We start from the raw sequence: 20,448 nt of genomic DNA on the forward strand, positions 1-20,448 counted from the left end.
GTCTCAGCGATCGGTGGCGCGGGTTAGAGGCGCAAGGTATTGATCGAGCGCGGACCCGGTGAGCTTGGTTTCGTTTTCCAGGTGAGCCCGAACGTCCTGCACCCGATAGACGACCGCACCGCGATGTGTTTGTTGGACGTACGGCATGCCGATGTCGGCGTCGCGGTCCTTTTTCAGATCAGCTTCGCTCGTGCCGAGCAGTCGGGCGACCTGGGCGGCCGGCAAGCAGATGTCTGCGTCGAGCTTGGACAGGTTGGCGCGGACGGTGTCGTCGGGAATCGATGATGTCATGACGTGCGGTTGGTGCTGTTGGTTCGATGCCGATAATTGTAATGCCGCCAATCGATCCGTCAGACGAGAGTCAGGACGCCTCGCCGGCCGCCGCGCGTTGTGCTTTCAGTTCCATGCGCCTGGCGATGTAGGCATCGAACGCGTCGGCCGGACGCTTCAACGCCGCCAAGTCGAGCTCCGGGTATGCGATGGCGTCAACGGTCAGCGCGGCGAGATCGTCGGCCTCGTAATCCCCGGCGTAATCGAGTTCGTGCGAGTCGCGGTGCCCGTGCCCGGCAAACTCTGCTCGGGCTACCTTTTCCACCTTGGCCCGCTTCATTCGCCGAATGATCGTTTTTCGAAGGCTGTGGAACGTCTTGCGCCGTTCCGTGATGCCGATGGCGTCCAGCAGATTCGCAAAGGACCGTCCCGGATCCTTGTCGAACTTGCCTTTCACATCGCGATTGAGGTAAGGGAACAATCGAACATGGCCCATCCGACGGATGCCCTCGCAGTAGTCGAGGAACCCGAGTGTGATGAGGTCGGGGTGGATGGGCACCGTGCGAATGCTCGATAGCGTCTTAACGCGCGTCTCGGTGACGTCGTCGCCGGTGTGATCGGGCTGGATCGTGATGTACCAATGGGTGTCGTCGTTTGTGATGTCGGTCACTCGCAACTGCGAAAGCTCGTTCAGGCGCGCGCCGGTGTAGAGGCCGAGAAGCGGCGTCCAGTATTCGTCCGGACGTCGGAACGTCTGAAAGTGCTCCGGCGCGAAGATGCGCTTGATCTCGTCCGGCTCGAACTTCACGTAGCCGCGGCCCGCGTCGTTCTTGGCCTTTTGCATCTTGTCATACTTGACCTGGCCGAGTGCCGGGTTATCGCCCTTGTACAGCCGGGCCTCTTTTGCCCAGTCGAAGAACGCGGACAGGATCCGCTGTTGAGCCATCAATGTGCCGATCTTGAGCGTGCCTTCGGGTCGCTTGTTCGCCCGCTGCGCCTCGAAGACGAAAGTCTTAGCGTCGACGTTGCCGAACTCTTTTTCCTTGCGCTTTTCGTAGTTGGTCGGCAGCCAGCGCAGGAAATCGAAATAGCCGCGCATGGTATCCCAGTCGATCAGGCCAATCGGCGTCGCTTCATGGGCCCATCGCGCGAACGCCTTGAGCCCGGCCTTGTAATCCTCATACGAGGAAGGGGCCAGGCCGCCCTTGCTGCTCAGGTACAGCGGGATGCATTCCTCAAGCGGTTTGGTGCGTGCGCCTTCGCGAAGCTTCCGGCCGGCCTCCGCTTCAGCTTCCGCCGCAGCGATCTCGTCAGCCGATGGCGGAATATGCGGGACGGCCGCAAACGCGTTGAGCAAACCGTGCAGCGCTTCCTGGTCGCGTTTGAAGGCTTCCGGCGTCGAGTTGTCTAAATGGACGCTCTCGGCGCGGAACCCGCCCACCTGCAAGCCTTTGATCGTCAGTTGCTGGAACTCGTCCTGGGTGAGTTTGAGCAGGTCTTGAACGGTCGGCTTGGCCATGAGCAGCAGCTTGAAGCGGATGTTGAGGGAGTAGGCGAGCAGTGTAGCGCGAACCGGATCTTTGGTTCGCAGGCTACGCCAGATCTCCCGGGTGCCGGCGGCTTCGGCGAGCGCGGCGGGCAGGACTAGGCGGAAATGGTAGACGCCGTACGGCGAGCGATGGAGATGGGAGGGCAGGCGGACACACGGCATGGGTTCGAACTCCAGGTGTGTCGTTTCTTGGAGTTGTTCCCTGGACGCCAAAAATGAGAAAAGCCTTGCAGATCGATGATCTACAAGGCTTTTCGAGATTTGGTGGCGAATCAGGGACTCGAACCCCGGACCTGCGGATTATGATTCCGTCGCTCTAACCGACTGAGCTAATTCGCCGAAGAAGCGAATTATGCCGAGGCAGCCCTGGGCTGTCAACCCCAACCCGACGATTTTTTCGCAGAACCGCCCGGCAGCCTGACAACGCTACAAAACCCCTGCCTCAATCCCGCGCATCAATATCCGAGTCCCGGGTTTCCTTGAGAAACAGCGTCCCGGCCACGAAGGTCATGAGCGCAATGACGATCGGATACCAGAGCCCCGAGTAGATATCGCCATTCGCCGCCACGATCGCGAACGCGGTCGCAGGCAGGAACCCGCCAAACCAGCCGTTGCCGATGTGATACGGCAGCGACATCGACGTGTAGCGAATCCGCGTCGGGAACATCTCCACGAGCATGGCCGCGAGCGGCCCGTACACCATCGTCACGAAGATGACGAGGATCGTCAGGATCACCACGGTCATCGCCCAGTTGAGCTGTCCCGGGTCGGCTTTAGCCGGGTAACCGGCTGCCTCCAGCGTCGCGGCAAGCAGCTTGTCGAATGCCGCGCCTTTTTCCCTGGCGCCTTCGGCCTTGCCGTCGAATGCGTCGATCACCGTGTCGCCCACCCTGATCTGCGCGATCGTGCCCACCGGCGCCGCCACGTTCGAGTAGTTCAAACCGGCCCGCGACAACGCACCCTTCGCGATGTCGCACGAGGATGTGAACTGCGCCGTGCCGACCGGGTTGAACTGGAACGAGCACTCGTCGGGATTTGCGATCACGACGATCGGCGCGCGCTGCGTCGCGGCTTCGAGCGCCGGGTTGGCGAAGTGCGTGAGCGCCTTGAAGAGCGGGAAGTAGGTGAGCGCCGCGATCAGACAGCCCGCCATGATGATCGGCTTGCGGCCGATCTTGTCCGAAAGCGCGCCGAAGAACAGGAAGAACGGCGTGCCGATCAGGAGCGCGAGCGCGATCAGGATATTCGCGCTCGCGCCGTCCACCTTGAGCGTCTGCGTGAGAAAGAAGAGCGTATAGAGCTGGCCCGTGTACCAGACGACGGCCTGCCCGGCCGTCAGGCCGACCAGCGCGAGGAGCACGATCTTCAGGTTTTTCCACTGGCCGAACGCTTCCGCGAGCGGCGCCTTCGACACCTTGCCCGCAGCCTTGATGCGCTGGAATGCAGGCGATTCGTCGAGCCGCAGACGGATCCAGACCGACACGGCGAGCAGCAGGATCGACGCGACGAACGGGATGCGCCAGCCCCAGGCGGCGAACTGCTCTTCGCCGACCGACGTGCGCACGCCGAGGATCACGAGCAGCGAGAGAAAGAGTCCGAGCGTCGCGGTCGTCTGGATCCACGATGTATAGAAGCCGCGGCGTCCGGTCGGCGCGTGTTCGGCGACATAGGTCGCAGCGCCGCCGTATTCGCCGCCGAGCGCGAGGCCCTGCAACAGGCGCATGGCGATGAAGATCACGGGCGAGGCGAAGCCGATTGCCGCGTAGCCAGGCAGGAAGCCCACCACGAAGGTCGAGCTGCCCATGATCACGATCGTCACGAGAAACGTGTGCTTGCGCCCGACGAGGTCGCCCAGCCGGCCGAATACGATCGCGCCGAACGGACGCACGGCGAAGCCCGCTGCGAAGCCGAGTAGCGTGAAGATGAAGGCTGCGGTCGGGTTGACGCCGGAGAAGAAGCTCTTGCTGATGTAGGCCGCGAGCGAGCCGGCCAGATAGAAGTCGTACCACTCGAACACGGTGCCGAGCGACGACGCGAATATCACGCGCTTTTCGTCGCGCGTCATCGGCGCGTGTGAAGCCTGTCCGCCAACCGTTGCCATGGATTTCTCCGATCCAGTATTGCTATACGTCGGGTCCGCCTGGCGGGCGGCCCGCTTTGGTAAGCGCTGTTTTTAACAGCGCACCCGCGTCAGCCTCGCGCGATGTTTCCCGATGCGCCAGGCGCCGCCGCGCGCAGCCGCAGCGTCACGCGCACGAGCGTTCCCGCGAGCCGCGGCGATTGCTGATAGACGTTGTCCTCGATGGCGAGCGTGCCGCCGTGCATCGTCGCAATCTCGCGGACGATCGCGAGGCCGAGGCCGCTGCCGTCGCCTTCGCGTCCGAGGATGCGGTAGAAGCGCTCGATCACGCGGCCGCGCTCGGCGGCCGGGATGCCCAGCCCGGTATCCTCGACTTCGAGGTGCACGACGCCTGCCGTCGGTTGCGGACGCACGCGCACGGTGATCCGCCCGCCCGCGGGCGTGTAGCGGATCGCGTTGTCGATCAGGTTCGAGAGCATCTCGCGCAGCATCACCGGATTGCCGTCGACTTCGACGGGCGCGGCGTATTCGCCGTCGTCGTTCGCGAGCGGCCCTTCGTAGCCGAGGTCCATCTGCTTCGCGAGCGCCGGCTGAACCCAGTCGCGCACGGCGAGGCGCGCAACGTCGGCGACGTCCACCGGCGTGAAGACCTGTCCCGACATGCGGTTTTCGGCGCGCGCGAGCGCGAGCAGTTGCGTGACGAGCCGCGCCGCATGTTCGGAGCTCGTCGCAATCTGTTCGAGCGAACGATGCACCTCGGGCGACGCATCCTGGCGCAGCGCGAGTTCGGCCTGCGTCCGCAGCCCGGCGAGCGGCGTTTTCATCTGATGCGCCGCGTCGGCGATAAAGCGCTTTTGCAGTTCGATGTTCTGTTCGAGACGCGTCAGCAAATCGTTGAACGACGTGACGAGCGGCTCGATTTCGGGCGGCGCGCGCCGCGCTTCGAGCGGCGAGAGGTCGTCTGGGCGGCGCATGCGCAGGTTCGATTGCAGCGCGTGCAGCGGTGCGAGTCCGCGCGAAAGCCCGAACCACACCAGCAGGATCGCGAGCGGCAGGATCACGAACTGCGGCAGGATCACGCCTTTGATGATGTCGTTGGCGAGCTGGCGGCGCTTGTCGAGCGTCTCGGCCACCTGGACGAGTGCGGGTTGCGCGCCGGGCATCTGCGGCAGCTCGACGGTCGTGTAGGCGACGCGGATGTCGATGCCGTGCAGCGTGTCGTCGCGAAACTGCACGAGGCCCGGCGGCGGACGATCGTCTTCGCGCGGCAGCGGCATGTCGCGGTCGCCGCCGACGAGTTCGCCGCGGCTGCCGAGCACCTGGAAGAACACATTGTCGACGTTGTCGGCGCGCAGGAAGTCGCGCGCGGAGGCGGGCAGCGAGAGTTCCGCGACGCCGTTGACCGGGTGGATCTGGCGCGCGAGCACGTAGGCGTCGGTTTCGAGCGCGCGGTCGAACGGGCCGTTCGCAATCGACTTCGCCACGAGGTAGGTCACCGCGATGCTCATCGGCCAGAGCAGCAGGAGCGGCGCGAGCATCCAGTCGAGAATCTCGCCGAAGAGCGAGCGCGGGCGGGCCTGCGCGGCGGCTTCGGTTTCGTCCGGCGGCGCGAAGGGATTTGCGTAACGGGCGTCGCGCGCTTCGTCGTCGAGCGTATCGGTCGCGGGGACGGACGGCGGCGAGGCGCGGGCGGGCTCGGCCATCTTCAAGCCTGGCTATTTGTAATAGTGGCTGGCCGGCATCGCGGGCGGCGTGCCGGCGGCGCCTGCCTCAGCCGGTTGTGCACCTGGTTGTGCAGCCGGTTGTGTACCCGATTGCGCCGCGGCCGGTTGTGTTGCGGCTGGTTGCGCTGCCCCCTGTGCTGCGCCGTTCGTGCCCGCCGACGGTTCTTTCTCGAGGCAATAGCCGAGCCCGCGCACGGTCACGATCCGCACGCCGCCGCCCGCTTCGAGCTTCTTGCGCAGCCGGTGGACGTAGACCTCGATCGCGTTGTTGCTGACTTCCTCGCCCCATTCGCACAGGTGATCGACGAGCTGCTCCTTCGATACAAGGCGCCCGAGGCGCTGCATGAGCACTTCGAGCAGGCCGAGTTCGCGCGCCGAGAGATCGAGCACATGGTCGTTGATGCGCGCGATGCGCCCCACCTGGTCGAACGACAGCGCGCCGTGACGCACCATGGTCGGCCCGCCGCCCGCGCCGCGCCGCGTGAGCGCGCGCACGCGCGCTTCGAGTTCGTTGAGCGCGAAGGGTTTGGCCATGTAGTCGTCGGCGCCGAGGTCGAGGCCTTTCACGCGCTGGTCGACGCTGTCGGCGGCCGTGAGGATCAGCACGGGAAGCGTGGAATTGCGTCCGCGCAGGCGGCGCAGCACTTCGAGGCCCGGCATTTTCGGCAGGCCCAGATCGAGGATCAGCAGGTCGAAGTTTTGCATCGACAGCGCGGTATCGGCGTCGATGCCGTTCTTGACGTAATCGACGGCATAGCCCGATTGGCGGAGTGATCTGACGAGTCCGTCCGCGAGTATGCTGTCGTCTTCGGCAATGAGAATTCGCATGGTGCGTGCGCGTCGTCTCCAGGCCTGCGCCGGGCTTGCGTGGCGCGCGGCGGTCTCCCGAAATTTCGCGGTTTTGGTGAGCGTGGGGCTTGCTAAAACCACTGTTTTTTTATACAGTATCTGCGTTCGCGCGCATTAGCTCGGGTATTAACCTCAACAAGCTCGCGCGCCGTCACGAGATGCCGTTCATCATAGCAAAGGACGATTCATGGAAGATAGCAAGAAGGGCTCGGCTGGGCTGACTGCTGAAAAGAGCAAGGCGCTTGCCGCCGCGCTCGCGCAGATCGAAAAGCAGTTCGGCAAGGGTTCGATCATGCGGCTCGGCGACGGCGAAGCGGTCGAAGACATCCAGGTGGTCTCCACCGGCTCGCTCGGCCTCGATATCGCGCTTGGCGTGGGCGGTCTGCCGCGCGGCCGCGTGGTCGAGATCTACGGTCCGGAATCGTCGGGCAAGACCACGCTCACGCTCCAGGTGATCGCCGAAATGCAGAAGCTCGGCGGCACCGCGGCCTTCATCGACGCGGAACACGCGCTCGACGTTCAATATGCCTCGAAGCTCGGCGTCAACGTGCCCGAACTGCTCATCTCGCAGCCGGACACGGGCGAACAGGCGCTCGAAATCGCCGACGCGCTGGTTCGCTCGGGCTCGATCGACATGATCGTGATCGACTCGGTCGCGGCGCTCGTGCCGAAGGCCGAAATCGAAGGCGAAATGGGCGATTCGCTGCCGGGTCTGCAGGCGCGTCTGATGTCGCAGGCGCTGCGCAAGCTCACCGGCACGATCAAGCGCACCAACTGCCTCGTCATCTTCATCAACCAGATCCGCATGAAGATCGGCGTGATGTTCGGCAACCCGGAAACCACCACGGGCGGCAACGCGCTCAAGTTCTACGCGTCGGTGCGTCTGGACATTCGCCGTATCGGCTCGATCAAGAAGAACGACGAAGTGATCGGCAGCGAAACGCGCGTGAAGGTCGTGAAGAACAAGGTTGCGCCGCCGTTCCGCGAAGCGGTGTTCGACATTCTGTACGGCGAGGGCATCTCGCGTCAGGGCGAAATCATCGACCTCGGCGTGCAGGCCAAGATCGTCGACAAGGCGGGTGCGTGGTACAGCTATAGCGGCGAGCGCATTGGCCAGGGCAAGGACAACGCGCGTGAATTCCTGCGCGAGAACCCGGAAATCGCGCGCGAGATCGAGAACCGCATCCGCGAATCGCTCGGTGTGAGCGCGATGCCGGCGAACGCCAACAATGCCGGCGAAGTCGAAATCGCGGACGAAAAGGAGTAATTCACCCGTGATTCGCAAGGGCAGGTCCGCATCGGCGCCGGAGGCGCAACATGATACGGGCCGCCCGCGTGACGGCCTGGACAACGGCCAGAACAACGGTCAGGAAAGCCGCGGCGCCCGCGAGGGCGAGCGCGGCTTTCGTCATTCCGGGCACGATGTTGCCGACGCGGGCGCCGACCGCTTTGAGCGCACCTCCGATGCCCGTGCGGCACGCTCCGCTTCCTCGCGTACCGCTGCCACCGCAGAATCGCGGCGCCCCGTCCGTTCGCTCAAGAGCCGCGCGCTCGCCTACCTCTCGCGCCGCGAATACAGCCGCGCGGAGCTTTCGCGCAAGCTGATGCCGTTTGTCGACGACGTCGACGCACTCGAAGCCGTGCTCGACGCGCTCGTGGGCGAAGGCTGGCTTTCCGACGCGCGCTTTGCCGAGAGCGTGATTCACCGCCGCGCCGCGCGGCTCGGCACAACGCGCATCGTCAGCGAACTCAGGCGCCACGCAGTGGACGACACGCTCATCGAGGAAGTGAACGCGCAGTTGCGCGAGACCGAACTCACCCGCGCGCGCGCCGTCTGGGAGAAGAAATACGGCCAGTTGCCCGCGACGCCCGCCGAACGCGCGCGTCAGGCGCGATTTCTCGCTGCGCGCGGTTTTTCGATGAGCATCATCGGCAAGATTCTCAAAGGCATCGACGAGGCCTGACCGGAAAACTGAGGCCGTACGGCATTTGTAAAGGCCTGATCTACCAGGGTGTTCCTGTCAGTCGGAAATACCCGGTATGTTAAAATCCAGCGGTTTTCATCCGGTCTCAAGCTTTCGCATGCCGCTTTCCTCGCCCGTGCCCCGCCAGTTGCGACATCAGCGTGCAATCCGGGCGGTCGCCTATGAGCGCGAAGACGGCCTGTGGGATATCGACGCCTGCCTGACCGACCACAAACCACGCGATGTGCCGCTCGCCGCAGGCGTTCGGCCCAATGGTCTGCCGATCCATGAACTCTGGCTGCGTATCACGATCGATCGCAGGTTCAACGTCGTCGACGCCGAAGCGTCGTCCGACTGGGTGCCCTACGATCGTCCGTGCCAGAATTCCAATCCCGCCTATCGTGCCCTCATCGGGCTCAATCTCCTCCAGAATTTCCGCCGCGAAGCGGGCCGCCGTCTTGGCGGCACGGCTGGCTGCACGCATCTCACCGAGATGCTCGGCGTGCTGCCGACCGCCGCGGTGCAGGCGTTCGCCGGAGAGGTTTGGGATGCCCAGAGCGGCTCGCCGGGTGAAGCGTCAGGACCGGAAAGCGGCAAGGTTGCCGGCGCCGGCGAAAAGCCGCCTTTCCAGCTCGGCCGCTGCCATGCGCTGCGGTTCGACGGCGAGGCGGTCAAACAATTTTATCCGCGCTGGTATGGCCATGCGCCGCTCTCCGAGGAGCGCGGCGCGGAGGCAGCCGGCGTGCGCGAGGACGTCGATCCGGGCGCGCGAGCGCAAGGTCGATGACGTCACGCACGAATAACAACAGCGGAAACGAAGTCCAATCCAACTCTCAGACTGAAGGGAATCACGCATGAAGATTCACGAGTACCAGGGTAAGGAAATCCTGCGGAAATTCGGGGTCGCGGTACCGCGCGGCAAGCCGGTGTTTTCGGTGGATGACGCGGTCAAGGCCGCCGAAGAGCTGGGCGGCCCGGTGTGGGTCGTCAAGGCGCAGATCCACGCAGGCGGCCGCGGCAAGGGCGGCGGCGTGAAGGTTGCGAAGTCGCTGGAGCAAGTCCGCGAATATTCGAACCAGATCCTCGGCATGCAGCTCGTCACGCACCAGACCGGTCCGGAAGGCCAGAAGGTCAACCGTCTGCTGATCGAAGAAGGCGCTGACATCAAGAAGGAACTGTATGTCGGCCTCGTGATCGACCGCGTCTCGCAGAAGGTCGTCGTGATGGGTTCGAGCGAAGGCGGCATGGACATCGAAGAGGTGGCCGCCAAGACGCCGGAAGCGATCCACAAGATCGCCGTGGATCCGTCGAAGGGTCTGCAGGACGCAGAAGCCGACGACCTCGCGAAGAAGATCGGCGTGCCCGACGCTTCGGTCCCGCAAGCCCGCGCGATCCTGCAGGGTCTCTACAAGGCGTTCTGGGAAACCGACGCATCGCTCGCCGAAATCAACCCGCTGATCCTGACCGGCGACGGCAAGGTCATCGCACTCGACGCGAAGTTCAACTTCGACTCGAACGCGCTGTTCCGTCACCCGGAAATCGTCGCGTACCGCGACCTGGACGAAGAAGATCCGGCTGAAATCGAAGCGTCGAAGTTCGACCTCGCGTACATCTCGCTCGACGGCGACATCGGCTGTCTCGTGAACGGCGCAGGCCTCGCGATGGCGACGATGGACACCATCAAGCTGTTCGGCGGCGAACCGGCGAACTTCCTCGACGTCGGCGGCGGCGCGACGACCGAAAAGGTCACCGAAGCGTTCAAGCTGATGCTGAAGAACCCGGGCCTGAAGGCGATCCTCGTGAACATCTTCGGCGGCATCATGCGTTGCGACGTGATCGCCGAAGGCGTGATCGCCGCTTCGAAGGCGGTGGACCTGAAGGTGCCGCTCGTCGTGCGCATGAAGGGCACGAACGAGGACCTCGGCAAGAAGATGCTGGCCGATTCGGGCCTGCCGATCATCTCGGCGGACAGCATGGAAGAAGCCGCGCAGAAGGTTGTCGCGGCTGCCGAAGGCAAGTAATTTTCACCGCATACCGAATGGCGGGGCGACGGCGCGAAAGCCGCAGCCGACGTGACGCAACGCAACGCCAGGCGAACAGAGGTCAATACATGTCGATTCTGATCAACAAAGACACCAAGGTCATCACGCAGGGCATCACCGGCAAGACCGGTCAGTTCCACACGCGCGCCTGCCGTGAGTACGCCAACGGCCGCGAAGCATACGTCGCGGGCGTGAACCCGAAGAAGGCCGGCGAGGACTTCGAGGGCATTCCCATCTACGCGAACGTGCGCGAAGCGAAGGAAGCGACCGGCGCGAACGTGTCGGTCATCTACGTGCCGCCCGCAGGCGCCGCTGCTGCGATCTGGGAAGCCGTCGAGGCCGACCTCGATCTCGCGATCTGCATCACGGAAGGCATTCCGGTTCGCGACATGATCGCAGTGAAGGACCGCATGCGCCGCGAAGGCCGCAAGACGCTGCTCCTCGGCCCGAACTGCCCCGGCACGATCACGCCGGACGAGCTGAAGATCGGCATCATGCCGGGTCACATCCACAAGAAGGGCCGCATCGGCGTCGTGTCGCGTTCGGGCACGCTGACGTATGAAGCCGTCGCGCAGCTGACCGCGCTCGGCCTCGGCCAGTCGTCGGCAGTCGGTATCGGCGGCGATCCGATCAACGGCCTGAAGCACATCGACGTCATGAAGATGTTCAACGACGATCCGGACACGGACGCCGTGATCATGATCGGCGAGATCGGCGGTCCGGACGAAGCCAATGCCGCTTACTGGATCAAGGACAACATGAAGAAGCCGGTCGTCGGCTTCATCGCGGGCGTCACGGCGCCTCCGGGCAAGCGCATGGGCCACGCCGGCGCGCTGATCTCGGGCGGTGCGGATACGGCCGACGCGAAGCTGGAAATCATGGACGGCTGCGGCATCAAGGTGACGCGCAACCCGTCGGAGATGGGCCGTCTGCTGAAGGCCGTGCTGTAATACCGCCGATCGCCGGCCCTGCTCGCGCGGGTAGCCGGCGTTTTTGGTATGCTTGCGGAATCCTTTCATAAGGGTTCCCGACAGAAAGCGAGGGAGCCAGTGATGGCAACCTCGCTTTTTTATTGGCCGCCTGATTCGTGTTCGTGCCTGCCGGGGTTGTCTCTCACCGCGCTTTTGCGCTGACCGCTCACCGTTCTCGCCACTGCTTTCATGACTGAGTTTCTCGCGTCGCTCAACTGGGGCGCTGTCGTTCAGATCATCGTCATCGATATCCTGCTCGGCGGCGACAACGCCGTCGTCATCGCGCTCGCGTGCCGCGACCTGCCCGCGCAACAACGTCTGCGCGGCATCCTGTGGGGCACGGTGGGCGCGATTGCGCTGCGTGTCGTGCTGATCTCGTTCGCCGTCCTGCTGCTCAACGTGCCGCTGCTGAAGTTCGCCGCCGGCATGCTGCTCCTGTGGATCGGCGTGCGGCTGCTCGCCCCGGCGCATCTCGAACACGCCGAGGTGAAGCCTGCCGGAAAGCTGCTCGGCGCGATCAAGACGATCATCGTCGCCGACGCGGTGATGAGCCTCGACAATGTCGTGGCGATTGCGGGCGCGGCCGAGGCCGCCGATCCGGCGCACCGCACCGGTCTGGTCATCTTCGGGTTGATGGTGAGCATTCCGCTGATCGTGTGGGGCAGCCAGATCGTGCTGCGGCTGCTCGATCGTTTTCCGGTCATCGTCACGCTGGGCGCGGGGCTGCTCGGCTGGATCGCGGGCGGGCTCATCGTCAACGATCCGGCGGGCGACCGCTGGCCGCTGCTCGATACGCCGGTCGCCGAGTACGGCATGGCCGCGGCGGGCGCGGTGTTCGTCATGGGGCTCGGTCACCTGCTCAAGTGCCGCCAGGCGCGGCGCGCGGTGGCGCGCGCCGCGCACGTGGAGCAGGGGGCAAACAAGCCGTAAGCCGGTTCCTACGCCATTCGGCTGGCTGTCCCGCAGCGGGCCCCGCCGATACGATGAAGACGCCTGTTCACCTTTCGTGGACAGGCGTTTCTTGTTTCTGGAGCCCGGATGATGACCGTCACTGTTTTTCTCGCGCAAGCGCCCGCTGCCGTGTCGCGCTGGCGTTTGCTGCACGCGTGCTCGCGCGCTCAGGCCGTCGCGTCGGCCAGGTTCGCGCCGATCGTGCGGAACGTGGGCCGCCTCGCGCCCGGTGGTTTTACGCTGATCGAACTGATGATCGTGCTTGCCATCGTCGGCGTGATCGCCGCCTACGCCATTCCCGCGTATCAGGACTATCTGGCGCGCAGCCGCGTCGGCGAGGGGTTGTCGCTCGCGTCGTCAGCACGGCTCGCGGTCGCGGAAAACGCCGCGAGCGGCAACGCGTTTTCTGCCGGGTTCTCGTCGCCGCCCGCTACGCGCAACGTCGAATCGGTGCGGGTCGACGACACGAACGGCCAGATCGCCGTCGCCTTCACCACGCGGGTTGCGCCGACGGGAAGCAACACGCTCGTGCTGGTTCCCTCGGTGCCGGACAACGCCGAGGCGCCTACCGGCCGCGTCGCGCTCGCACGGGGCAGCATGCAGGGCGGCACCGTCACGTGGGAGTGTTTCGCGGGCAGCAAGATGGCGTCGTCGCTGGGCGCGCCAGGCGCCGGGCCAGCGCCGGCCGAAGCCGCGACGCTGCCGTCGAATCTCGCGCCGCCCGACTGCAGAGCCTGATGAGGTCTGACGCGGCTTCGAGGTGCGCCGTGCACTTTAGGGGCGAACTCAACCAATCGTGCGCGGTCAGTCGCGGTAACGCACCGTGAGGCTCGGCATCGTGAAGAGCGGGGCGGCGCAGGCACCCGGCCGCCGCGCCGCCAGGCCCGCGCCCGTGAACGGCAAAAAGCGTGCGCGCTCGCGCGCAACAAGGAGAGAGCCCGCACAGAGCGGGAAAAGTTTTGTATAGTGCGCCGGTTGCTGACGCCCCCGCCGACTTATGCCTTCCAATTTCACGCGTTTTCTTACGTTTTTCTTGCTGGCTGTTGCGTTGACCCTGCCGTATGCCGTCGTCAACCACACCTACCCGATGCCGACGTTCTACGCGGAATTCACGTCGCTGGCGCTCTGGTTGTTCGTCGGCGCTGCCGTGGTGCTGCTCGTGCGCTCGGCGCAGCCTGCGATCGGTTTCGCGACGCCCTCGGTTGCGCTCGTGCCCCTCGCATTCGGCCTGTTCCTGATCGTTCAGATCGTCGCGCTGCCCGTGACGCAGCCGTTGATGAACTGGCTTGGCGCCGGTTATCTGCTCGCCGCGTTCATGGCAACGCTGGCGGGTTACGGCATCGCGCGCGTGCGGCAGACGCAAACCGCGTTGGTGTGGGCCGCCTTTGCGCTGCTGCTCGGCGGACTCTTCGCGGTGTTCAGCCAGGTCGTTCAACTGTTCCACCTCGAAGCGAAGTTTGCGCCGCTCGTCGTCGCGTACAACATCACGACCGATCGCCGGCCGTTCGGCAACATGGCGCAGGCCAACCACCTCGCGACGTATATCGCATTCGCGATGGCCGCGTGTCTTTTCCTCGTGCAGACGCGCCGCCTGCACGTCGTGCTGTGGGCGGTGCTTTCCGCGATCTTTGCGGGCGGTCTGGCGCTCACCGTGTCGCGCGGCCCGTGGCTGCAGATGGCGGTGATCATCGTCGGGGGCTTCTGGATCGCGTTCGCGGGCATGCGCCGTGACGTGACGGAGGCCGGCCGGCGCGGCACGCTGCGCGACTGGCTGCTGCCGGTGGTGCTGCTGCTGATCTTCATCGGCGTGAACGCGTACGTGCGCTGGGCCAACGTGCGCTACGACCTTCAGCTCGACGTGTCCGCGGCGGACCGTTTCAAGGACGCCGGACAGATCGCGCCGCGTCTCGCACTGTGGCGCTACGGTTTGACGATGTTCAAGTCGCATCCGTTGCTGGGCGTCGGCTGGGGCGAGTTCCCGCTTCACCAGTTCGAACTGGTGCGCGCGCTGGGCGGCGTCGAGATCGCCAACAACGCGCATGACATCTTCATCGATCTGCTCGCCAAGACTGGTTTGATCGGCCTCACGATCGTGCTGCTCGGCCTGCTGGCCTGGTTCGTGCGCGCACTGAGCGCAACGCACACGCCGGAGCGCGTGTTCGGCTTGATGTTGATCGGCGCGCTCGTCATGCATGCGCTCGTCGAATATCCGCAGCAGTACATGTTCTTCCTGCTGCCCGCGATGTTCGTGTTCGGCCTGCTCGAAACCCGGCCGCTGCGCTTCGTGCCGCCGGGCGTCTCGCTCGGCGTGTTCGCGATCGTCGTGGCGGGCGGGATCGTGTCGCTCTATCCCGTGCTGCGCGACTACAACCGCTCCGAGGTGCTCTACTACGGCGACCATCCCGCGCAGGAGTACAGCGAAGCGCCGTCGTTCCTGTTCCGCGGATGGGGCGACTACGGCATGGCCACGCTGCTGCCGATGGATGGGTCGAATCTCGCGTCCAAGCTCTACGCGCATCGGCGTGCGATTTCGCTGCTGCCCGGCGAGACGGTGCTGCGCCGTTACGCGGCACTGCAGGCGTACGGTGGCGACATGGCAGGGGCAATGGATACCGTTGCGCGGCTGAAGATCTTCGCGGTGGAGCTGCGCGACTGGCCGAAGCAACTCGCCGAACTCTACGGCTTGACCGACCGGCAACCGGCGCTCAAGGGCTTCAGGGCTGCCCTGATGAAGAAGTACGGCGCGCCCGCGCAACCGATCGAATCGGACGACGACGCCAGCGACTGACCGCTGCGATTAATCGCTGTGATTGACCGCTGTGATTAGCCGCTGAGGCACGCGCGCGGCGTGAGCGAGGGGCTCAGCCGCATGCGCGAGCGCTCAGAGCCAGCCTGCGGCCTTGAATCGCCAGAACAGGATCAGGTCGATCACCAGCATCGCGGCAAGGCAGATCTGATAGCCGAACGGCAGATGCAGTTCAGGAATGTTCTGGAAGTTCATCCCGTAGATACCGGCGATCATGGTCGGCACGGCAAAGAGCGCGGCGAACGCGCCGAGACGCTTGGTCACTTCGTTTTCGGCAAGCGAGATCATGCCGAGATTTACCTGCACCGCGGTCACGGTCATTTCACGACGGCCTTCGACCGTCCGCACAATCCGTTCGAGATGATCGTAGACGTCGCGGAAGTAGGCGGCCATGCCTGAGCAAATGCGCGGGATGCGGCCGCCCGTCAGTTTGCTGAGACTTTCGAGCAACGGCGCGACGCGCTGCTGCAGGGCCACGAGTCTGCGCTTGAGCGAGTAGAGATCCTCGATGATCGCGCGCGACTGCGCGAGCGTATGTTTCTCGAAGATGCGGTCTTCGATCTCTTCGAGTTTCGCGGAGAGCGTTTCGAGAATCGGGAAATAGCGGTCGACGACCGTGTCGATCAGCGCATACAGCACGAAACCCGAGCCTTCCTTGAGCAGATTCGGTTCCCGCTCGCAGCGGGTACGAACTTCCTGGAAGCCGTGACGCGTCCGGTTGCGCACGGAGAGCACGTAATTTTCGCCTGCAAAGATATCGATTTCGCCGATCACGAATTCGTCGTTCTCGTCCATCTCGATCGTGTGCAGCACCGCGAATAGCGAGTCGCCGTACTCCTCGATTTTCGGGTGCTGGTGACCGTTCTGGACGTCTTCGATGGCAAGTTCGTGCAGGCCGAATTCCTCTTTCATCGCCTCGAGTTCGGCTGGTTCCGGGTCTTTCAGCGCAACCCAGACGAAGCATTCGGGTTTGGCGACGTAGTCGCTGATGTCGTCGATCTTGATATCGGCGAGCTTCTTGCCATCCTGGTACGCGGCGCAGTTGATCAGCATGGCCGGTTACCTCGACAGCGAGTGCGGACTGTCCGAAACGACCCAATCCCCCGACTTCCCACCATGCTTCTCCATGACTTTCACATCGGTGATCGTCATGCCGCGGTCCACTGCCTTGCACATGTCGTAAACGGTCAGCAGCCCGACCTGCACGGCGGTAAGCGCTTCCATCTCGACGCCGGTGCGCCCCACGGTCTCCACCTGCGCCGTGCAATGCACGCCGGGCAGCGTTTCGTCGAGCGCGAAATCCACGGCGACGCGCGTGATCGCGAGCGGGTGACACAGCGGAATCAGATCGGACGTGCGCTTGGCGCCCTGGATGGCGGCGATGCGTGCGACGCCAATCACGTCGCCTTTTTTCGCCTGACCGTCGCGGACCAGCGCGAACGTTGCGGGCAGCATGCGGATCGTGCCGCGCGCGACGGCGATGCGCCGGGTCTCGGATTTGCCGCCGACGTCGACCATATGGGCGTCGCCGGCTGCGTCGAAATGAGTGAGTTCGGGCATGCTTGGCTCTCCATCGAGGGCGCCTATCATAACAGCGCCGTGCGCTGGCGCTGTCCGCACGGTGTTGCCGTGGCGCATGCAGGCCGCGCGTACAATCGGCAGGCGACGAAGCGGCGTCAGCCGCTACCCCGCAGTCCCGCCTTTCTCCGATCCTGTCATCAATGCGTCTGAAACGACTGCTTGCTGCCTGGTTGTCCGTATCGGTTGCGGTCTGTCCGCAGGCGTATGCGCAGACGCACGCCTCGCTCGCGCTCGCCGCCAGCGCGGTCACGCTCGATACGAATGCGGCCGCCGCCATCCGGGGCGCGGCTAACGTCCGCGGTCCGGGCGCGGCGCCCGCGAGCACGGATTCGCTCGCGCCGGATGTGCCCGCGCTCGTAAGCGGCCCGCTCGACGAGCGCGCCGATCCGATGATTCCCGCGTCCATCGCTCAGGGTGTGTTCGGCACCTACGGCGGCGCGCAAGACCGCTTGTCCGGCCAGTCGGGCGCGCGCGGCAACGCCAGTGTGCGCGCAGGCGCCTGGGTGCCGCAACTGCCCGCCCTCGGCGACGGCTCGGACGGCGCGCTCTCGCCGCAGGCCGAGCGCAAGGTCGGCCTGCGCGTCATGCGCGAGATCCGCAGCCGCCCCGATTACATCGGCGACTGGCTCGTGCGCGACTATCTCAACTCGGTTGCCGCGCGGCTCGCGGCGGCGGCGAGTGCGCTGTACATCGGCGGCTATCGACCCGACTTCGATCTCTTCGCCCTCCGCGACAGCCAGATCAATGCGTTCTCGCTGCCGGGCGGTTTTATCGGCGTGAACAGCGGACTGATCATCGCCACGCAGACCGAATCGGAACTCGCCTCCGTGCTCGGCCACGAGATGGGCCACGTGCTCCAGCGGCATATCGCGCGCATGCTCTCGCAGAACGAGCGCACCGGTTACACGGCGCTCGCGGGCATGCTGGCCGGCATTCTCGCGGGCGTGCTCGCGCGCAGCGGCGACCTGGGCAGCGCGATCGTACTCGGCAGCGGGGCCTATGCCGTCGACCGCCAGTTGAGCTTCTCGCGCGCCGCCGAACACGAGGCGGACCGCGTCGGTTTCCAGTTGCTCGCGGGCGCGGGCTACGATCCGTACGGCATGGTGGCGTTTTTCGAGCGGCTCGATCGCGCGTCGATGGACGACACGGGCGTGCCTGCCTACGCGCGCACGCACCCGCTCACCACGGAGCGCATCGCCGATATGGAGGACCGCGCGCGACGCTCGGCCTATCGCCAGCCGCGCCAGGCCCCCGAGTATGGCTTCGTGCGCGCGCGCGTGCGTGTCTTGCAGAGTCGCATGCGCGGCGACCGGATCGACGAGGTTGCACGGCTGCGCTCGGAAATCGAAGACCGTACGGCGTTGAACGTGGCCGCGAACTGGTACGGCATCGCGTTCGGACAGGCATTGCTTGAACAGTACGACGACGCTGCAGCGTCGCTGGCGAAATCGCGTGCGGCGTTCGGCGCGTTTGAAGCGGCAGACGGCAGCAGGACGCGCAGCTCGCCGAGTCTCGACGTGCTCGCTGCGGACATCGCCCGGCGCGCGGGGCGCAACGATGAAGCGGTGCAGCGCGCGCGGACTGCACACGCCGCATGGCCCGCGTCGCATGCTGCAACGGAAGTCTTGCTGGAGGCGCTGCTCGGCGCGCGCCGCTTCAAGGAGGCGCAGATGCTTGCGCAGGCGCAGACCGTGGCGGAGCCGAAGCAGGCTGCGTGGTGGCTCTACCTCGCGCAGGCGAGCGCGGGCCTGGGCGATCTGCTGACGCAGCGGCGTGCGCTGGCGGAAAAGTTCGCGCTCGACGGCGGATGGGCGTCGGCGATCCGGCAGTTGAAGGAGGCGCGCGACATGCGATCGGTCGGCTTCTACGACCTGTCGATCATCACGGCGCGCTTGCACGAGTTCGAGGCGCGCTACAAGGAAGAGCGCGACGACGAGAAAGAGGGGAGCTGAGCAGGGCGCTCAGGCGCTCAGGTGATGCTGCGCTGTCCCTGCACGTTGGCGGCTTCGCGCGCCGGGCTCGAAACGAAGCCAAAGCGCGCGGGCACTTGCGCGCGCTGGATCGGCTGAAGCGGCAGCACGGCGTCGGCGCGCCACGCGAAGGTGCCGCTTAAACCGTCGTCGGCCAGCGATGCGTGGTCGGCGAACACATCGAGATCGTGATCGTGGAGCAGGGCCACGCACGCGTTCGCGCCAGCTTCAGCCGCCTCGGCGGGCGATGCGAAGAGCACGCTGCCCGCTTCGTCCACGTAGACGGCTGACGGCGCGAACGGCTGGCCGGTCTGGTCGGTGAGCGTGAGCGCACCAGCCGCATCGCACGCGAGCCGCATGATCGACGGCGTGTATTCCAGCTCGACGTAGACGCGCTGCGGCCCGTTCTGGAAATACCACTGGCCGTGTTCATCGCACGCGTAATTGCGGTTGATGAAGCCGATCAGCGTCTCGTGCCGGATCGGCGTGCCGTGCGTGCCCGCCGCCTGATCGGCCTCGTCGCGCATGCGCCAGTGGCCGCGCGCATCGAGCATCAGCCAGCCGGTGCAGTGCGGCACGTCGGGCCAGCGCGCGAGTGCCTGTCTGACGATCTCATCCATGGGAAACAAAGTGTGAAAGATAGCCGGTTACGCGCTCGGCGAGCCAGTCGGAGCGGCCCGGAAACGGACCCGTCATGAAGCCGACGTGGCCGCCGTGCTCGGGCTGCTCCAGTTCGACCGCCGCGCTCACCTCGCCGGGCGAGGGCAGTGCGCGGCCGGGCAGGAACGGATCGTTGCGCGCGTTGAGCACGAGCGTCGGCACGGCGATTTCGCTGAGCTTCGGGAGAACCGTCGCGCGGGTCCAGTAGTCGTCGGCGTTGCGAAAGCCGTGCAGCGGCGCGGTCACGACGTCGTCGAACTTGAACAGCGTGCGGCTCGCGAGCACGGCGTCCGCGTCGAAAAGCCCCGGATATTGTTCGAGCTTCTGGAGCGCCTTCGCCTTCAGCGTTTTGAGGAAGCTGCGCGTATAGATCAGGCCGAAGCCGTGCGAGAGCATTTCGCCGCCCGCATGGACGTCGAGCGGCGCGGAAACCGCCGCGGCTGCCTCGATGATCGACGCATCCTCGCGTTGCTGCGCGAGCCAGTGCAGCAGCACGTTCGCGCCGAGCGAGACGCCTGCGGCCACGAGCGGCCCGCGATGACGCGCGGCGAAGCGATGCAGCATCCAGTCGACCTCGTTGGCGTCGGCGAGATGATAGAAACGCGGGAGCAAATTCAGCGGGCCGCTGCAGCTGCGAAAGTGCGGGATCACGGCATGCCAGCCGCGCGCGGCTGCGGCGGCGGCCATCGTGCGTGCGTAGTGCGAGCCGGAATTGCCTTCGAGCCCGTGCAGGAGCACGAAGAGCGGTGCGCCGGGCGCGGGAAGCGGCTGCCCTGCGGCGGGCACGACCCAGTCGAGTTCGATGAAGTCGCCATCGGGCGTGTCCCAGCGCTCGCGGCGGTAGACGGGCGTGGGGAGATTCGACATGAGCGCAGGCACGATGGTCTGCGCGTGCGCGCCCGGCAGCCAGAGCGGCGCGCGATAGGCGCCGGTCAGCGCTGCCGGAGGTGGATACGGACGCGGATGCGCGTGCGCTGCATTCGCAGTCGGCGCTCCGGTGCTGTGGGATTTGTCTCCGGTCGTGCTCATGA

Annotated in this window: 18 protein-coding genes and 1 tRNA gene; 9 read left to right on the plus strand and 10 right to left on the minus strand. The window is 65.4% G+C overall.

Going from position 1 to position 20,448, the window contains the following annotated elements; all coding sequences use genetic code 11:
• Nucleotides 1–3: 3 nt before the first annotated feature.
• The 6 genes from EPN59_RS11790 to EPN59_RS11815 all read right to left on the minus strand — a co-directional run bounded on the left by EPN59_RS11790 (nt 4) and on the right by EPN59_RS11815 (nt 6,451).
• Complete coding sequence (locus EPN59_RS11790; RefSeq protein WP_293035714.1) at nt 4–291, minus strand: hypothetical protein; 288 nt, start codon at nt 289–291, stop codon at nt 4–6.
• Between the two features lie 70 nt (nt 292–361).
• Nucleotides 362–1,981: a site-specific integrase gene (locus EPN59_RS11795; RefSeq protein WP_293035711.1), complete on the minus strand. Its 1,620-nt coding sequence runs from the start codon at nt 1,979–1,981 to the stop codon at nt 362–364.
• Nucleotides 1,982–2,081: 100 nt separating this feature from the next.
• Nucleotides 2,082–2,158: transfer RNA gene (locus EPN59_RS11800), tRNA-Met, on the minus strand.
• A 103-nt stretch (nt 2,159–2,261) separates the two neighbouring features.
• On the minus strand, nt 2,262–3,920 hold the full coding sequence (locus tag EPN59_RS11805; RefSeq protein ID WP_293046077.1) for an MFS transporter: 1,659 nt from the start codon (nt 3,918–3,920) through the stop codon (nt 2,262–2,264).
• 89 nt (nt 3,921–4,009) lie between these two features.
• Nucleotides 4,010–5,602 carry a sensor histidine kinase gene (locus EPN59_RS11810; protein WP_293039787.1) on the minus strand — a complete coding sequence of 531 codons (1,593 nt, stop codon included), beginning with the start codon at nt 5,600–5,602 and terminating at the stop codon, nt 4,010–4,012.
• Nucleotides 5,603–5,614: 12 nt separating this feature from the next.
• Nucleotides 5,615–6,451, minus strand: a complete 837-nt coding sequence (locus EPN59_RS11815; RefSeq protein ID WP_293039789.1) for a response regulator transcription factor — start codon at nt 6,449–6,451, stop codon at nt 5,615–5,617.
• A 208-nt stretch (nt 6,452–6,659) separates the two neighbouring features.
• On the opposite strand from EPN59_RS11815, the gene recA reads away from it, so the two are divergent.
• The 8 genes from recA to EPN59_RS11855 all read left to right on the plus strand — a co-directional run bounded on the left by recA (nt 6,660) and on the right by EPN59_RS11855 (nt 15,188).
• A complete protein-coding gene (recA, locus tag EPN59_RS11820) occupies nt 6,660–7,739 on the plus strand; it encodes a recombinase RecA (RefSeq protein ID WP_293039790.1) in 1,080 nt (359 codons plus the stop codon).
• Between the two features lie 7 nt (nt 7,740–7,746).
• Nucleotides 7,747–8,436 (plus strand): recombination regulator RecX, encoded by a 690-nt coding sequence (gene recX / locus EPN59_RS11825; protein ID WP_293039792.1) that lies wholly within the window; start codon nt 7,747–7,749, stop codon nt 8,434–8,436.
• Between the two features lie 118 nt (nt 8,437–8,554).
• Nucleotides 8,555–9,223 carry a DUF2889 domain-containing protein gene (locus EPN59_RS11830; RefSeq protein WP_293039863.1) on the plus strand — a complete coding sequence of 223 codons (669 nt, stop codon included), beginning with the start codon at nt 8,555–8,557 and terminating at the stop codon, nt 9,221–9,223.
• A gap of 67 nt (nt 9,224–9,290) precedes the next feature.
• Nucleotides 9,291–10,457, plus strand: a complete 1,167-nt coding sequence (gene sucC / locus EPN59_RS11835; protein WP_293046080.1) for an ADP-forming succinate--CoA ligase subunit beta — start codon at nt 9,291–9,293, stop codon at nt 10,455–10,457.
• A gap of 89 nt (nt 10,458–10,546) precedes the next feature.
• Nucleotides 10,547–11,428 (plus strand): succinate--CoA ligase subunit alpha, encoded by an 882-nt coding sequence (gene sucD, locus EPN59_RS11840; protein ID WP_293039796.1) that lies wholly within the window; start codon nt 10,547–10,549, stop codon nt 11,426–11,428.
• A gap of 210 nt (nt 11,429–11,638) precedes the next feature.
• Nucleotides 11,639–12,379: a TerC family protein gene (locus tag EPN59_RS11845; RefSeq protein ID WP_293039798.1), complete on the plus strand. Its 741-nt coding sequence runs from the start codon at nt 11,639–11,641 to the stop codon at nt 12,377–12,379.
• 111 nt (nt 12,380–12,490) lie between these two features.
• Complete coding sequence (locus EPN59_RS11850; RefSeq protein WP_293039866.1) at nt 12,491–13,138, plus strand: pilin; 648 nt, start codon at nt 12,491–12,493, stop codon at nt 13,136–13,138.
• A gap of 259 nt (nt 13,139–13,397) precedes the next feature.
• The gene (locus tag EPN59_RS11855) at nt 13,398–15,188 is read left to right on the plus strand and encodes an O-antigen ligase family protein (RefSeq protein WP_293039800.1); all 1,791 of its coding nucleotides are present in this window, start codon (nt 13,398–13,400) and stop codon (nt 15,186–15,188) included.
• A 93-nt stretch (nt 15,189–15,281) separates the two neighbouring features.
• On the opposite strand, the gene corA is transcribed toward EPN59_RS11855, so the two are convergent.
• Nucleotides 15,282–16,259, minus strand: coding sequence for a magnesium/cobalt transporter CorA (gene corA / locus EPN59_RS11860; protein ID WP_293039802.1), 978 nt, complete (start codon nt 16,257–16,259; stop codon nt 15,282–15,284).
• A 6-nt stretch (nt 16,260–16,265) separates the two neighbouring features.
• A complete protein-coding gene (gene moaC, locus EPN59_RS11865; protein WP_293039804.1) occupies nt 16,266–16,766 on the minus strand; it encodes a cyclic pyranopterin monophosphate synthase MoaC in 501 nt (166 codons plus the stop codon).
• Between the two features lie 161 nt (nt 16,767–16,927).
• Between moaC and EPN59_RS11870 the strand changes: the two genes are divergently transcribed.
• Nucleotides 16,928–18,739 carry a M48 family metalloprotease gene (locus EPN59_RS11870; RefSeq protein WP_293039806.1) on the plus strand — a complete coding sequence of 604 codons (1,812 nt, stop codon included), beginning with the start codon at nt 16,928–16,930 and terminating at the stop codon, nt 18,737–18,739.
• A gap of 17 nt (nt 18,740–18,756) precedes the next feature.
• Here EPN59_RS11870 and EPN59_RS11875 read toward each other — a convergent pair whose 3' ends face one another.
• Both EPN59_RS11875 and EPN59_RS11880 read right to left on the minus strand, forming a co-directional pair.
• Nucleotides 18,757–19,377 (minus strand): DUF2946 family protein, encoded by a 621-nt coding sequence (locus EPN59_RS11875; RefSeq protein WP_293039808.1) that lies wholly within the window; start codon nt 19,375–19,377, stop codon nt 18,757–18,759.
• Nucleotides 19,370–20,446: an alpha/beta fold hydrolase gene (locus EPN59_RS11880; RefSeq protein WP_293039810.1), complete on the minus strand. Its 1,077-nt coding sequence runs from the start codon at nt 20,444–20,446 to the stop codon at nt 19,370–19,372. Before EPN59_RS11880 ends, EPN59_RS11875 begins: the two co-directional genes overlap by 8 nt.
• Nucleotides 20,447–20,448 lie beyond the last annotated feature (2 nt).

Source organism: Paraburkholderia sp. (assembly GCF_004298475.1).
GTDB classification, from domain to species: domain Bacteria; phylum Pseudomonadota; class Gammaproteobacteria; order Burkholderiales; family Burkholderiaceae; genus Paraburkholderia; species Paraburkholderia denitrificans.

Coding starts and splice junctions, on each gene's coding strand:
- EPN59_RS11845 (WP_293039798.1), top strand. CDS start 11,639: ATGACTGAGTTTCTCGCGTCGCTCAACTGGGGCGCTGTCGTTCAGATC.
- EPN59_RS11790 (WP_293035714.1), bottom strand. CDS start 291: ATGACATCATCGATTCCCGACGACACCGTCCGCGCCAACCTGTCCAAG.
- sucC (WP_293046080.1), top strand. CDS start 9,291: ATGAAGATTCACGAGTACCAGGGTAAGGAAATCCTGCGGAAATTCGGG.
- recA (WP_293039790.1), top strand. CDS start 6,660: ATGGAAGATAGCAAGAAGGGCTCGGCTGGGCTGACTGCTGAAAAGAGC.
- EPN59_RS11815 (WP_293039789.1), bottom strand. CDS start 6,451: ATGCGAATTCTCATTGCCGAAGACGACAGCATACTCGCGGACGGACTC.
- EPN59_RS11880 (WP_293039810.1), bottom strand. CDS start 20,446: ATGAGCACGACCGGAGACAAATCCCACAGCACCGGAGCGCCGACTGCG.
- EPN59_RS11850 (WP_293039866.1), top strand. CDS start 12,491: ATGACCGTCACTGTTTTTCTCGCGCAAGCGCCCGCTGCCGTGTCGCGC.
- moaC (WP_293039804.1), bottom strand. CDS start 16,766: ATGCCCGAACTCACTCATTTCGACGCAGCCGGCGACGCCCATATGGTC.
- EPN59_RS11795 (WP_293035711.1), bottom strand. CDS start 1,981: ATGCCGTGTGTCCGCCTGCCCTCCCATCTCCATCGCTCGCCGTACGGC.
- EPN59_RS11870 (WP_293039806.1), top strand. CDS start 16,928: ATGCGTCTGAAACGACTGCTTGCTGCCTGGTTGTCCGTATCGGTTGCG.
- EPN59_RS11810 (WP_293039787.1), bottom strand. CDS start 5,602: ATGGCCGAGCCCGCCCGCGCCTCGCCGCCGTCCGTCCCCGCGACCGAT.
- sucD (WP_293039796.1), top strand. CDS start 10,547: ATGTCGATTCTGATCAACAAAGACACCAAGGTCATCACGCAGGGCATC.
- EPN59_RS11830 (WP_293039863.1), top strand. CDS start 8,555: ATGCCGCTTTCCTCGCCCGTGCCCCGCCAGTTGCGACATCAGCGTGCA.
- EPN59_RS11855 (WP_293039800.1), top strand. CDS start 13,398: ATGCCTTCCAATTTCACGCGTTTTCTTACGTTTTTCTTGCTGGCTGTT.
- EPN59_RS11805 (WP_293046077.1), bottom strand. CDS start 3,920: ATGGCAACGGTTGGCGGACAGGCTTCACACGCGCCGATGACGCGCGAC.
- EPN59_RS11875 (WP_293039808.1), bottom strand. CDS start 19,377: ATGGATGAGATCGTCAGACAGGCACTCGCGCGCTGGCCCGACGTGCCG.
- corA (WP_293039802.1), bottom strand. CDS start 16,259: ATGCTGATCAACTGCGCCGCGTACCAGGATGGCAAGAAGCTCGCCGAT.